Below are 12,374 nucleotides of genomic sequence, written 5' to 3' on the forward strand. Positions count from 1 at the left end.
GCAGCGCGCGGGTAAATCGCCGGTTATCAGCCGTTTAGCTGGGCGTCTTGTGATTTCTTATCCCTTGACCGTGACAGGTTCTAAATCCCTGCCATGCGGGCCGGCGATTTGCTGGCATCATCCGCAGGCTTTGCCGGATCTTGCCGGGCGACGTATCATCTAGGGGGTAAATGGCGGACTGGGGATCCGCCTAACACTAATTCACTGCGGTTCTATCATGTTCTATATAACATGTTTTACAGTGACTTAGCGTGAGTGTGTAAATTGAAGTGTTCATGGCTGTTCGCTTGCGTTCCCATAAAACTACGCTATTTTCGGGGAACGTTTATGGGAACGATTGCCGCCTGGTCGCGGTACCGCCGGAGGATACCAGATGCCCAAGAAGCTGAGCAAAGCGCTGACACCACTGCAGGTAAAGAACGCCAAGCCGGGGCGCCACGCCGATGGCGATGGCCTGCACCTGCTGGTCAAGAAGACCGGAGCACGCTCTTGGGTCTATCGGTTCATGCTGGATGGCAATGCCCGGGATGTTGGCTTGTCTCGTTGTGCTGAGGCAATAGAGCTGCTGCGCAGGTCTGGCGGCGAGGAACTGACGCTAGCGCAGGCGCGCGATATCGCTGCGATATATCGCATGAAGGTCAAGGCCGGGATTGACCCGCTCATGGAGCGCGATGAGGCTGCGGCGCAGGCCGCTGCAGCCAAGCAAGCACAGCAAGTAGCCAGTGTTACGTTCAAGGCTACCGCAGAGGGGTATATTGAGGCCAATGAAGGCAGCTGGCGCAACGCCAAGCACCGTCAGCAATGGACAAATACACTTGCAACCTACGTTTACCCTATGATCGGGGATATGGCTGTCTCGGACGTGGACACGCCCCATGTGCTCGCAGTGCTGGAGCCGATATGGAAAGCCAAGCCTGAAACTGCTGCGCGGGTGCGCGGCAGGGTAGAAGCCATCCTCGATGCAGCCAAAGTGAGAGCGTACAGGACAGGCGAGAACCCTGCACGCTGGCGGGGCCATCTTGCGCAGATACTGCCAGCACGGACACGGCTGTCACGCGGGCATCACAAGGCCGCCCCCTATGCTGCTGTGCCAGGCATCCTGCAGGGGCTACGTACGCGCAAGGCGGTGGCTGCACTTGCGCTGGAGTTCACAATCCTGACTGCCGCGCGTACCGGAGAAGTGGTCGGCGCAACTTGGGCAGAGATCGATCTGGACAAGGCAGTATGGACTATCGCCGCAAACCGCATGAAGGCAGGCCGGGAACATCGGGTGCCGCTGTCTGATCGGGCCATATCGATACTTGCGGCTGTCAAGAAACTGGATAGCCCATGGGTTTTTCCCGGAGTGCGAGGCGGTCAGATGTCTAACATGGCGATGGCTATGCTGCTGCGTCGCATGAAAAGTGACGTGACCGTGCACGGCTTCCGCTCCAGCTTCCGCGACTGGGCTGCCGAATGCACAGGTTATCCGCATGAGGTCTGCGAAATGGCACTGGCGCATAGCATCGGCAACAAGGTCGAGGCTGCCTATCGGCGCGGCGATCTGTTCGAGAAGCGGAGACGCCTGATGGTCGACTGGGCTGAGTTCTGCGCTGGTGAACTGGCGTTTGGGGGCGAAGTTGTGCCAATCAGAATGGTGGCGCAATGAGCCGGGACCCAGTGAACATAAGTTTAACTGAAGCACTCACATGGCTGGCGTTTGGCGAGAGACTTGATCAACAGGGGTATATCAACGCCACTTCATCCATGAAATTTAACGATGAGAGACAGTTACTTTTGGACGCTTTGCAGAGATTGATTGGAAAGGCGCTAACAGGTTCGATTGAAATTTATGGGAAATACTGCGGGTCAAATGGTAACGTTTCACCTGTTGCGCGCGCAGTTACCGTACTGGAGCTGGCAAGTTATCGAGCATTCGATCTGACGATAGACGGCTTAAGGCATGGCAATGGCCTACAATGGCTTCCACATGAAGTCTCGGTATGGGAATATCAGCCACTGCAATCTTCAGCTCACTTTCAAGATGTTACAGTGAGGTACACCAGCTTAAAACATCACCTCAACCGAGGTACCAAGCCGCTCTCTGGAGCTGCCAGAAAAGAGAAGCTTGCTCCGTCTGAATATCAGGCATGGTTTGAAAAACTGTCAAAAGATCAGAAGGTTGCAAGCGAAAAGAACCTGATTGAAATCTGTCAGCGAGATCATCCAGATCATCGCATTATTCGCCAAAAAATACGCAACCTTAAAAAATCACAAGGGCCGTTGAAGCGGGGCCCAAAAACTCGAGACCTTTAAAAAACGGCGAAATTACCGCGAAACTATTCGGCGAAATTATTTCGTGTGAGTCCTGCCTCAGTCAATCACGACCGAGGTGAATCATGTCGACCACACATATCCAGAAGCTGGCCTACAGCATCCGCGAGGCTTGCGAGACGTCCAGCTTAGGCAAAACAACCATTTACGCACTGATAGGCCAAGGCAGGCTACAGGCTGTCCGCGTCGGTGGCCGTACCGTCATTCCTGCAGAAAGTCTGACTGCACTGATCAACGGCGATAATGTCCGTGTTGGGCGCGGAGACGCGCAATGACACACCCTGCCATCAAGTTCCTGAACATGCTCGACCGGAGCCCAGACGCAACGTTCAACATCGAGTGCTATACCGACTTGCCGAAGGGGGCTCAAAAACCCCAATCTGGCGCCATAGCCAAGCGCTTTCCTGATCTGACCATCGCCGACGCCGAGGAACTTCTTCCGCGCCTGCACGTCTTGAATGCGCGCGGGGCGGGCATCTTCGTCGCAGTCAATCAATTCAACGGGCAAAGGGGCAAGATCAACCTGTCCCGTGTTCGAGGCGTTCATGCCGATCTTGATGGAGTTGACCAGCACGCGCTCGACACGATCCGCGCTATTCTGCAACCAACTATTGAGGTCCAAAGCAGCGGCCCAATGAATTGGCATTTCTATTGGCTAGTGGCCGACGGACAATCCCTAGAAGCTGCGGATGCGGAAAGCATTAACCGGAGTCTTGTTCAGTTCGGCGCGGACCCTGCAGCGATCGATACTTCAAGGCTTCTGCGTCTGCCGGGTTTTTTACACATGAAGAATCGCGAGGTTGCCTAAAATGTTAGATGAACAAAAACAGGGTTCTAATCCACAAGTGCGGCTCGTTTCAAAGGGGCCTTACTACTCGGCTGTGGACTTGCGCACGGCTCTTGGGGGTAGTCTGCAACCGAAGGCCGATCATAATATGCCTGCCGTTTCACAGAGGTTTTCACCACTGTTTGATGCTACCGAAGTTACGGCTGCTGTCGGTCACTTCCAAGCCGCTGAGCCCCACCTGTGGGGCGGAGAATGGCAAGCGGCGTGGGACGCGCTTACAGGTGCTCTACGCTTCCCATCACAATCGGAAGCCGACATGTACTTGGCAAGTGAAATCGCGCGTTATGGTGCAGCCATCGGGTTTCGAGATGAAGAGCTGGAAGCCTACACCGAAGCGGTCTTTGAACACTCGGGTTTAGCCCAGCGTGACAAATGGCAGGACCGCCATGATTATCGGCAGAGGACCGTTGGAAAGGCATGCATGGGCCTAATGCCAACGCCGATGCCTGCCACGCATTCTGGCCAGACCGTCATACCTGAATGGAAACTCAAGGGTGATGTCCGCGCGGCGCAATATGTGCGCGACCTGTATCATGGCCGACTGGTGTACGTCCGGGGGATTGGGAGGTGGCTGCAATGGTGCAGCGCGACGGAGCGCTGGCTATGGTGCGAACTTGGCGAAGAAGTGAGGATGATCACAGAGGCGCTGATCCAGATGTATCAGCTGGCATGCACGGCGGCGCAAGAAATTGATCCCGACGCGGGTAAACGGCTGATCGGGGAGGTAGCCCAACTTCAGACAACGCATAAAATCCATGCCGTTCGCAATCTGATGCAGTCTATGACCGGCATGAGCATAAAGGCCGATGCACTTGACGCTCACCCAAAGCTTATTGGGGTTGGAAACGGCCTTGTCGAGCTATCGACCGGGGCGCTAATACCCAACCGCCCTGATCTCTACATCACCAAGCACATTGGCGTCGACTTCGACGACACAGCAAAAGCTCCCCGCTGGAGCGCGTTCTTGTCGGAAGTATTCTGCAATGATCCGTCGACGATTGCGGCAGTCCAGCAACTTTTGGGGATGACTATTGTAGGGGGAGCCACCGAGGAGAAAATGATTTTCAGCGTAGGCACAGGGGCTAACGGAAAGTCGCTAATGTCTAACGTAGTGCATTATATCCTAGAACCTTACGCTGTGACCGCGCCCCCAAGCTTGTTGGCTGCAAGACGTTCCGATGATCATGGACCACGGCCTGACTTAGCTATGCTGGCTGGTAACCGCCTTGTATCCATCAACGAGCTGCCGGGAGGCATGACACTCGATGAAACAGTTGTGAAACAGTTGGCAGGGCGGGAGCCGATTTCGGCGAGGTTCCTGTACCAAGGGCTTTTCACCTTCCAGCCGATGTTTTCGGTCTGGGTCCGGACAAACCACAAGCCGATCATCAAAGGCACAGATAACGGTATCTGGCGGCGCATCATCATCCTGCCTTTCCGTCGGACATTTTTGCCAGAGGAGCAAGACCCACAGCTTGAGTCAAAGCTGATGGCCGAGCGTGCGGGCATACTTGCGTGGATGGTGCAAGGTGCAACACAATATCTCAAAGATGGCGTCAAATTGAGTCAAGCCATGAAGGCCGAAGTGGCACAGTATCGCGCCGATAGTGATATCCTTGGAAGCTTTCTTGATGAGCACACAGACCAGGGGGCAGGATTCGAGGTGGCTCAACAGGTGCTATACATCCACTTCGGGATGTGGTGCGCGTCAAATGGGTTTAGGTGCCCTTCAAAGCGGAGCTTCACAGCGCAGTTGGGCGACCGAGGCTTTGGCCAGCGCAAGAGCGGTTCCGATCGCTACTATGTCGGCCTGCGTACAAGGCGTGCAGGAGAATGAGTTGGACAGGTTGGACAGGATGTGGGGCAGTTTGCGGAACTTCTCTTCTATGGATTTCTCGTAAGGAAAGTTGCGTAAACTGCCATAGAACTTGTCCAACACGTCCACCCCCACCTGTGAAAAAGGCGTGCGCTGGTCATCCGTCCAAGAGGTGCTGCGCAAACTCATCCTTTCACCCGCATTCAGCATCGGAGTATTGCAATGACCGAGATCAATGACATCGCCAACGTCGAAACCACCGACTTCCCTATTCATCGCATCATAGAGACGCGTGTCCGCTGGCGGCAGGTATACGAAGGGCTGCAGCTCATCGAAAGCTGCATTGAGCAGGGCATCCTCGTACCGCCTGACAGGCCCTTTGGAGGCATGCTGGGCCGCGAGTGGCAGTTGAGGCTTGCAGAGCTCCCAGAACAGCTGAGAGCCAACCTCAAGACGCGCGTGCTGCCTGCGATACGTGCATGCTGTAGACATCCGAGTGCGCCGCACCAGTTGCGCGAATTTGAGAAAAGTGCCGTATCGCAGATTACGGGAGCCATAACTGACGCCGCACGGGCTAGGGTGCAAATGAACAAAGCGTGCAGCAGCCGCCCCTCACGCGCAACGCAGCTTAAGGCATTAAGAGCCGCGCAAAACCTGCTTTCGGGGGTGCTGATGGTGCTTGACGACATCTTGGCGGTCGCAGGGGCGCGAGATGGATCGGTAAAATAGATTTTGCTGAGCTGACCTGCATCGCTGATCTAAAAAACACGCTTACGCAGCAGCCTCAGGCGCATCGAAGCCAAACAGCCATGCAGTTCGTTCAATCTGTTCCTGCGTGGACCCAGCGCCGCGAAGCAAGAGACCGGTGCTGGATACAGCCATCGTGGTGCGCGTATCGCCCCCTGTGGCAATATCCGCGAAGTTACCTGAACGGCTCAACACGGTTTTCGAACTCAGTGAGCTTTCGGCCAAGGTGTCGGGGAAGCGCACAGTCCCGTAATCAGCATGATTGACCAGCGCATATTCTTTGTCGCTGTTATAAAGCTGCCTGGTTGCAGCGCGGGCTGCATCAATCGGATTTCCAGATGACATAATCTTTGACCAGTCGCGCAAGTCAGCATTGCTGCCGATAACACCATAAAGAAGCTCGCTGGCGTTTGCTGCGGATGCACCGGTAGCATCCATGAATTCTTTCATGTTTGGTCGTGCGGCTGTTGCATCGCTTTGGCTATCAACCAACCAATCCCCCGTCTGAAACGCTGCAAAAGACGCAGCCTTTGGCTGGAACGTAACGGGTGCGTTATCAATGTCAGCCGCGTTCACTGCGACCGGCACCACATTAGGCTGGTCAAGTTTCGACAAAGCGTCAGAAAACAGTTCATCAAATTCAGAGCGTTGCTGGCTATTTGGAACAGTTGGTGTGGACTCCTTGAAGGTCTCAAGGGTTGAAATCAAACGATCAACACTTGCTGCGATATCCATCCGAAATTCCCCACGATCAATTGCCTGTTACGCCCTGCTCTGCAGGAAACATGCCAATCATGGTGCAAGTTATCGGTTTGCGCGCCGCTATTTCTGGTCGATAGTCGAGACTTGTTAAGCTGCGCATCACACATAGTGATAAGATTATGCGTGACAGTGCACTCACGCATCGATCAGTATTCGCTCCACTGCGAACATTTGGGCGCGGGTCTTTCGCCTGCGACACTGGCACCGTCGGCGGTACAGGCCCGCACACGGCCGCCGTAGGCGTGGATGAACCACCCCTTATCTGCCAACAGCGGCATGGTCAGCAGCGCATCGGTGCCGGTGTTCAATACAGTATTGGTATCTGGTGCAGGCTGGGTCTGCGCCACTGCCACCGGCGAATAGGGCGACAGGATCGCTGCCGCCCCGATCATGCCGGTCGCCAATATCATGGCTGTCATGGCATTCATGGCGTTACTTTGCCTCGATTTTGGCAAGCTCGTTCTGCAAAGCGGCGGCATAACCAGCGCGCGCTGTCTGATACACAGCAATTTCGTTTTTCAGCTTTTGCATCTGCACTTCGAGAAATTGCAGGCTGGCCAATTGCGCCTTTCCATTATCGGAGAGGTTCTCGGTATCGTATTCGGTGCCGTCTACGGTGATTTTGGGCATCTTAATCTTTCTCTTCCTAATGTCGTCGTCAAATCTTTTGCCGGATCAGGCCTTGGCCAATTCCCGGCTGAATGCAGAGGTATAGGCCATGCGGGCCGTGTCGCAGACCGCCCATTCATTGTTCAGCTGCTGGATTTGCTGATCAACAAACTGGATATTGGCGATATGGGCGCGTGCGGCCTCGGACAGATCGGCCAGAGCATAGGTTTGATCGTCAATGGTAATTGTGGCGGCTTTGGTCTTGGTCATTTCGCTCTCTCGTTTCATGGGTTGTTTTACGGGGTCATTGGCCAACCGCGCTCGATATATATCTAATCGCTCTTGCCGGGTTTCACAAATGCCGACAGGTCGAAATCGCCGGTATCGGCGGCGATATTGACGACATTGTCGTTTTCGGCCGGTGCCAGATCCTGATCCGGCTCTGTTGATTTATGCCGCTGCAATATCCCGTCAACATCGATCTGGTCGCTCATTTCGGGCATCCGGTTTTTCACCTCGTCCAATTTGCGCGCAATCAGGCCGAGGGTCTGGATATTGCCCATGCTGAGCAATTGGCAATAAGCGACGGGCAGGCCACCGGCCTTTTGCACCCGCGCCAAGGCTTCGGGGTCGAGGCTGTTCAAACGGGCCTCGTCGATGCGGAACAGGCCGTCGATATTGCGTTCACCTGCGGGGGTTTGCACCTTCAACGGCCAGGGCTGGAACAGGTCTTCGGCGGCCAGAGCGGCGCAGACCCGCTGGGTGACGGCGCGGTTATTATGGATCTGTTGCAGGAAATTCAGCGCGTCCTTGACCGGTTGCGCGACCTCGCCCGCCGCGTCGAAAAACGGCTGATCGCCATCCGCGTCCACCAGCCCGCTGTCCATGTCGATGCACAGATGCAGCTGGTCATCCTCGCCCTTGGCCAGCGCGAACGGATAGCCGCGATAGGCCGCCGGGGTATAGGGCGCGACCCATTTTCCGTTGACAACAAAGAGGTTACGGCCCGGTTCCAGCCCCTGCACGGCATGGGGGACAAAGGCGTCATTTTGCCGGATGAAGGCGATGGGCAGGCTCATGCAGGCCTTGGCCAGTTCCTGCACCACCAAGGGGGCCACGGCATCACTGGCGGCAAAGGCATAGCTGTCATAGCGCCGCCAGCCCTGCGCGGCAAAGCCGGTTTTGGTGATCAGCTCATAGCGGGGCATGGTGTTCCTGACGTTGTTTATGGAAAAATGTGCCACGTGCTAGTGGCTTAAACTATTTCGCCAATCTAAGCACACATAGTCAGTGACTGATCAATTTTATCGTTGTCATCACGCGAACTTTGGCAGAGCTACAGTGTCAAATATCAATATAAATCATAATTCTAATAAAAAAAGGAAAAGGGCCACCAATAGGTGGCCCAATTCATATCTCTAAAGAAGAAGTTTACGCAACCAAGGCTACAAAATTTGCATCCAGTATTGTTGTTGCGTCTGCAATCCCCGTGAAGGTAACAAAGTTGGTCGCAATGAGATCACCCACTGCGGCCGGATCATTATCTGCAATACCAGCGCGGCTTTCCACAGTTGCGAGATAGGAATTTACCCCATCATCGTACAGCACCAAGAAGCCGTCACCAGCTTCGACGGTTCCATTAATGGTAAGTTCAAAAGCACCGCCAAGCTCAAGTGCATCTTCGAGTGCCGCCGCGGTGGCGATATTGCCATTAACGACAAGGATCATCGAGTCCGCTGTTGCATCCGCCAAATCAGTGGCTCCAGTGATAGTTGTGCGCGCAGCGGCACCTGCGCCAACACTAACGAAGTCATCCAAGAACACCAAGTCCATGCCGGAGATCGCTTCAACCGCCGAGATGTCAATCCGGATATCATCGCCTGTAGCGCCAACCACAAAATCAGTAATTGTGTCAGTCCCAAAACCTACCACAAATACATCAACACCTGCACCGCCTGTAAGCGTGTTAGTACCCGCCCCACCCGTGATTGTGTCGGCGCCAGCGCCGCCATTGATGGTGTCATTCCCCGCCCCACCAACTAGAACATCCGCGGCTGCGCCACCGTTGATGGTGTCGTTACCAGCACCACCAGTTACGGTAGCTACGCCCGTACCAGCCGTGAACGTGAGTGCGCCGGTAGCAGACGTAAACACACCAGTAAAGGCTGCCTCAAGACCAGAGGCATCGACAGACGTTAGGCTAGCGGCCGTAACAGTACCAACGTTAGCTGCATTGTCACCGACCAGAACCAAAGAAGTCATATCGGTTGCGGACATGGTCTCCAATGCCAACGCGCCATCAGCAGTGTTGATCGTGATCGTTTCCTCGTCATTTGCGTTGATCGCGGAGATTTCGCCGCCGCCAGCCGCAGTCACTGCAATAGTCAAAGCGTTGGCAGTACCATCGATTAGACGCGCAAAGGAAACAACAGCGTCGTCTCCGTCAGCATCCGCAATGTTAATACCGAGGGTTGCAACATCACGCGCATTTGTAATCGCAAAAATATCGTTTGCACTGTCATCTTCAGTTGCTAATGCACCCGCGACGTTGACACGATTAATAGCATTCTCGGCACCAAATACCGCCAAATCGAGAGTTGTGGTGGCCGCGTCAGCAATTGCGACAGTCGAGGTTAAAACCTCAAAACCAGTCACACCTACCGCTGTAGCGACTGTCGGCAACGCGTTGAAGGAAAGCGTGTCTGTGCCAGCACCGCCATTGATCGTGTAGTCGTTTGCGATTGTGCCAATCACTACTGTATCGTCGCCTGCGCCCGTATTTACGACAACGGCACCTACAGTGGTTGCGTCCAATGCGGCGATGTTAACTGTGTCATCACCAGAACCCATTGTGACTGTCTTAGTGTTTGTCGCACCTGTCACACCATCAGCAGCAAGGATAAGGCTCACGTTTCCGGTAGCATTTCCGGCAGCAACTGTCTCGATGTTTGCGAACGAAGCAGCACCAAGCGCAAGGTTACCACTACCGCTGATGTTGAGCGTCGCGACATCACCGTCGATGTTAGTGGCGTCAAACGCAGAAGAACCGCCTGTAGCGACAATATTCAGCGTTTCAAAATCCCCGTCAGCATCTGTCACAGTACCGATAGTGACGGCGCCTGTCGCGCCATTAACGTTGAGCGTCACTGTATCAGCTGTGCCCGACAAGACTGCGTCGGCAAACTGAACTGTCGTCGCCGCACCGGTATTGTTCAAGTTGATGGTGGCAAGCTCGGTCACTCGAGCGAAGGTCAGCCCGTCTGTCGATGCGAGGTTTGTGATTGCAGTAACGCCAGAGATGAATGTTTGGGTCGCAGTCGAAAATGTTACGGTAAGGTCATCCGCCGCCGCCGCATTAGCATTGGTCACGGTTAGGTTTTCAACACCTGTCAATCCGCCTACACCTGGTTGAACGCTAGCCGTGATGATCGCGGACAAGCTATCAGTGCCGGCACCACCATCAATCGTGTCAGCTGAGTTCCATGTCTGCAAAATGTCAACGCGAGCGCCGCTGATTGTATCGTCGCCAGCAGTGCCGGTTACCGTGTCAGAACCCGTTGTGAGCGAACAGACTCTGCAGATTTAAAAGTTGAGCCTTACGAGTCACTTAGCGACTATACTAGTCATATAAGACTACTGTACCCACTTTTGACCTAATCGTCCGCGCCGTCAGGCACCGTTTTGCTTTTGCCAAAACGCTTCTCTATCGCAGAAGCCGCCAGATCACGCTGACGCGTACTCTCTTTGTCATGGAGAGTTTCAAACATCCGCGAATTGAAGACAATCGTTGGATTATTCTCAAGAATGCCAGCAATATCAATATCATGCGCCCTAAAAAAGCTGATGGCGCGTAACAGAACATTCGCTGGAAACGAGCCTGTACCCCGCTCACAGCGGGTTATGGTGGACTGCGAGACGTCCAATTCCGCTGCCAAATCAGCCTGCGAAATACCTAAACCAGACCGCGCAGCCCGCAGCACGATTGATATCTTCATCTCGTCTGTTCTGCTTGACATCAGCCCCTCATGACTACTATATTCATATTTGCTCAATATTAACCACAGGAGACTACAATGCCCGTTACAGACCTCACACCCGCGTTCATGGCTACCATAGTCTGTCCAGACTCAAAACGGAAGGAGGTTTTCTTTGACCGCCGCGCAAAGGGCCTCGCGCTTGAAGTGCGGATATCAGGCGGAAAGACCTACTTTTTGCGCTACACAGATGTTCGGGGCAAGACCCGTTACGTTAAGCTTGCCAGTGCTGGTGATGTGACACTCCCACAGGCCCGTGCGTTGTGTGAGCGGATGCGCAACAAGCTGGCGATGGGTATCGACCCGCTTGAAGAGAAATCCACCAAAAAGCAGGTCCCGACATTTGAGACCTTTGCATGGGATCGATACATGCCGTTTTCTCAAGCCAATAAGCGGTCGTGGAAGACAGATGAGACGTTGATCCGCACCCACCTCGTTCCGGCTTTCGGCAAGAAACATCTGGATGAGATCACCACCGAGGATGTTCTCAACATGCAGCAAGCAGGCTTGAAGGCTGGGGCAGCACCTGGGTCCGTCAATCGTCGGCTCATATTGCTGCGTTACATGTTCAATACGGCTTGGCGCGATTGGAAGATCGCAGGGGTGACGGAAAATCCGACACTTGGCGTTCGTCTGCTCAAGGAGAACAACAAAAAAGAACGCTATGTCAGAGCAGATGAGGTCGCACGGCTTTATGACGAGGTCTGCAAGTCCCAAAACACGATGCTTAAGCATATCGTTGCGTTCCTGTTGCTGACGGGGGTACGACGTAATGAAGCCCTCCACGCGACATGGCAGGATGTTGATTTGATCAGAGGTATGTGGCGGATACCCGATACCAAATCTGGGTACGCACGACATGTACCCCTCAATGATGGCGCACTAGCGATCTTGCACCGAATGAAAGGCGTATCACGATCGCAGTATATTTTTGGCAACCCAAAGACTGGCAAACCTTATGTGCATATCTATCAAGCATGGGACACAGCACGAAAGAAGGCAGGGTTGCCAGATGTCCGTCTGCACGATCTGCGGCACACCTTCGCAAGCCTGCTGATCAACAACGGGCGCTCAATCTACGAGGTGCAAAAGCTTCTTGGGCATACGCAGATCAAGACCACGCAGCGCTACGCACATCTGACTCAAGAAACACTGCTGGACGCATCCAACATTGGCACAGCATCGATAGCCGCATTTCTGGGGATGGGTTCACATTCCCATACGATTGAAGGACGGCTGTGCTGAC

The 12,374-nt window shown here is 54.3% G+C and carries 14 protein-coding genes; 7 read left to right on the forward strand and 7 right to left on the reverse strand.

The genetic code is table 11. From position 1 onward, the window contains the following. The first annotated feature begins 373 nt into the window (after positions 1-373). From LOKVESSMR4R_RS11790 to LOKVESSMR4R_RS11810, 6 genes are all read left to right on the forward strand, one after another. Entirely contained in the window at positions 374-1,648 is a 1,275-nt protein-coding gene (locus LOKVESSMR4R_RS11790; protein ID WP_087208621.1) for a tyrosine-type recombinase/integrase, read from the forward strand. Next, entirely contained in the window at positions 1,645-2,295 is a 651-nt protein-coding gene (locus LOKVESSMR4R_RS20170; protein WP_157898196.1) for a hypothetical protein, read from the forward strand. Before LOKVESSMR4R_RS11790 ends, LOKVESSMR4R_RS20170 begins: the two co-directional genes overlap by 4 nt. Positions 2,296-2,378: 83 nt before the next feature. Further along, entirely contained in the window at positions 2,379-2,588 is a 210-nt protein-coding gene (locus tag LOKVESSMR4R_RS11795) for a helix-turn-helix domain-containing protein (protein WP_087208623.1), read from the forward strand. Beyond that, positions 2,585-3,121, forward strand: a complete 537-nt coding sequence (locus tag LOKVESSMR4R_RS11800) for a DNA-primase RepB domain-containing protein (protein WP_087208625.1) — start codon at positions 2,585-2,587, stop codon at positions 3,119-3,121. The genes LOKVESSMR4R_RS11795 and LOKVESSMR4R_RS11800 overlap by 4 nt, the downstream gene beginning before the upstream one ends. 1 nt (position 3,122) lies before the next feature. Then, positions 3,123-4,997 carry a phage/plasmid primase, P4 family gene (locus LOKVESSMR4R_RS11805; protein WP_087208627.1) on the forward strand — a complete coding sequence of 625 codons (1,875 nt, stop codon included), beginning with the start codon at positions 3,123-3,125 and terminating at the stop codon, positions 4,995-4,997. Between the two features lie 201 nt (positions 4,998-5,198). Beyond that, positions 5,199-5,705: a hypothetical protein gene (locus tag LOKVESSMR4R_RS11810; protein WP_087208629.1), complete on the forward strand. Its 507-nt coding sequence runs from the start codon at positions 5,199-5,201 to the stop codon at positions 5,703-5,705. A gap of 42 nt (positions 5,706-5,747) precedes the next feature. On the opposite strand, the gene LOKVESSMR4R_RS20175 is transcribed toward LOKVESSMR4R_RS11810, so the two are convergent. From LOKVESSMR4R_RS20175 to LOKVESSMR4R_RS11845, 7 genes are all read right to left on the reverse strand, one after another. Then, a complete protein-coding gene (locus LOKVESSMR4R_RS20175; RefSeq protein ID WP_157898197.1) occupies positions 5,748-6,458 on the reverse strand; it encodes a hypothetical protein in 711 nt (236 codons plus the stop codon). A 173-nt stretch (positions 6,459-6,631) separates the two neighbouring features. Next, positions 6,632-6,913 carry a hypothetical protein gene (locus LOKVESSMR4R_RS11820; RefSeq protein ID WP_087208634.1) on the reverse strand — a complete coding sequence of 94 codons (282 nt, stop codon included), beginning with the start codon at positions 6,911-6,913 and terminating at the stop codon, positions 6,632-6,634. Positions 6,914-6,917: 4 nt separating this feature from the next. Further along, positions 6,918-7,115 (reverse strand): DUF6447 family protein, encoded by a 198-nt coding sequence (locus tag LOKVESSMR4R_RS11825; RefSeq protein ID WP_087208636.1) that lies wholly within the window; start codon positions 7,113-7,115, stop codon positions 6,918-6,920. Positions 7,116-7,160: 45 nt separating this feature from the next. Beyond that, a complete protein-coding gene (locus LOKVESSMR4R_RS11830; protein ID WP_087208639.1) occupies positions 7,161-7,364 on the reverse strand; it encodes a DUF6447 family protein in 204 nt (67 codons plus the stop codon). A 62-nt stretch (positions 7,365-7,426) separates the two neighbouring features. Further along, positions 7,427-8,302, reverse strand: a complete 876-nt coding sequence (locus tag LOKVESSMR4R_RS11835) for a SapC family protein (RefSeq protein WP_087208641.1) — start codon at positions 8,300-8,302, stop codon at positions 7,427-7,429. A gap of 223 nt (positions 8,303-8,525) precedes the next feature. Then, positions 8,526-10,532 carry a beta strand repeat-containing protein gene (locus tag LOKVESSMR4R_RS11840; RefSeq protein ID WP_087208643.1) on the reverse strand — a complete coding sequence of 669 codons (2,007 nt, stop codon included), beginning with the start codon at positions 10,530-10,532 and terminating at the stop codon, positions 8,526-8,528. A gap of 215 nt (positions 10,533-10,747) precedes the next feature. Continuing rightward, the gene (locus tag LOKVESSMR4R_RS11845) at positions 10,748-11,110 is read right to left on the reverse strand and encodes a helix-turn-helix domain-containing protein (protein WP_087208646.1); all 363 of its coding nucleotides are present in this window, start codon (positions 11,108-11,110) and stop codon (positions 10,748-10,750) included. Positions 11,111-11,167: 57 nt separating this feature from the next. Between LOKVESSMR4R_RS11845 and LOKVESSMR4R_RS11850 the strand changes: the two genes are divergently transcribed. After that, complete coding sequence (locus tag LOKVESSMR4R_RS11850) at positions 11,168-12,373, forward strand: site-specific integrase (protein ID WP_087208648.1); 1,206 nt, start codon at positions 11,168-11,170, stop codon at positions 12,371-12,373. Position 12,374: the final 1 nt, after the last annotated feature.

This window comes from Yoonia vestfoldensis, assembly GCF_002158905.1.
Taxonomy (GTDB): domain Bacteria; phylum Pseudomonadota; class Alphaproteobacteria; order Rhodobacterales; family Rhodobacteraceae; genus Yoonia; species Yoonia vestfoldensis_B.

Coding starts and splice junctions, on each gene's coding strand:
- LOKVESSMR4R_RS11790 (WP_087208621.1), top strand. CDS start 374: ATGCCCAAGAAGCTGAGCAAAGCGCTGACACCACTGCAGGTAAAGAAC.
- LOKVESSMR4R_RS20170 (WP_157898196.1), top strand. CDS start 1,645: ATGAGCCGGGACCCAGTGAACATAAGTTTAACTGAAGCACTCACATGG.
- LOKVESSMR4R_RS11795 (WP_087208623.1), top strand. CDS start 2,379: ATGTCGACCACACATATCCAGAAGCTGGCCTACAGCATCCGCGAGGCT.
- LOKVESSMR4R_RS11800 (WP_087208625.1), top strand. CDS start 2,585: ATGACACACCCTGCCATCAAGTTCCTGAACATGCTCGACCGGAGCCCA.
- LOKVESSMR4R_RS11805 (WP_087208627.1), top strand. CDS start 3,123: ATGTTAGATGAACAAAAACAGGGTTCTAATCCACAAGTGCGGCTCGTT.
- LOKVESSMR4R_RS11810 (WP_087208629.1), top strand. CDS start 5,199: ATGACCGAGATCAATGACATCGCCAACGTCGAAACCACCGACTTCCCT.
- LOKVESSMR4R_RS20175 (WP_157898197.1), bottom strand. CDS start 6,458: ATGGATATCGCAGCAAGTGTTGATCGTTTGATTTCAACCCTTGAGACC.
- LOKVESSMR4R_RS11820 (WP_087208634.1), bottom strand. CDS start 6,913: ATGAATGCCATGACAGCCATGATATTGGCGACCGGCATGATCGGGGCG.
- LOKVESSMR4R_RS11825 (WP_087208636.1), bottom strand. CDS start 7,115: ATGCCCAAAATCACCGTAGACGGCACCGAATACGATACCGAGAACCTC.
- LOKVESSMR4R_RS11830 (WP_087208639.1), bottom strand. CDS start 7,364: ATGACCAAGACCAAAGCCGCCACAATTACCATTGACGATCAAACCTAT.
- LOKVESSMR4R_RS11835 (WP_087208641.1), bottom strand. CDS start 8,302: ATGCCCCGCTATGAGCTGATCACCAAAACCGGCTTTGCCGCGCAGGGC.
- LOKVESSMR4R_RS11845 (WP_087208646.1), bottom strand. CDS start 11,110: ATGTCAAGCAGAACAGACGAGATGAAGATATCAATCGTGCTGCGGGCT.
- LOKVESSMR4R_RS11850 (WP_087208648.1), top strand. CDS start 11,168: ATGCCCGTTACAGACCTCACACCCGCGTTCATGGCTACCATAGTCTGT.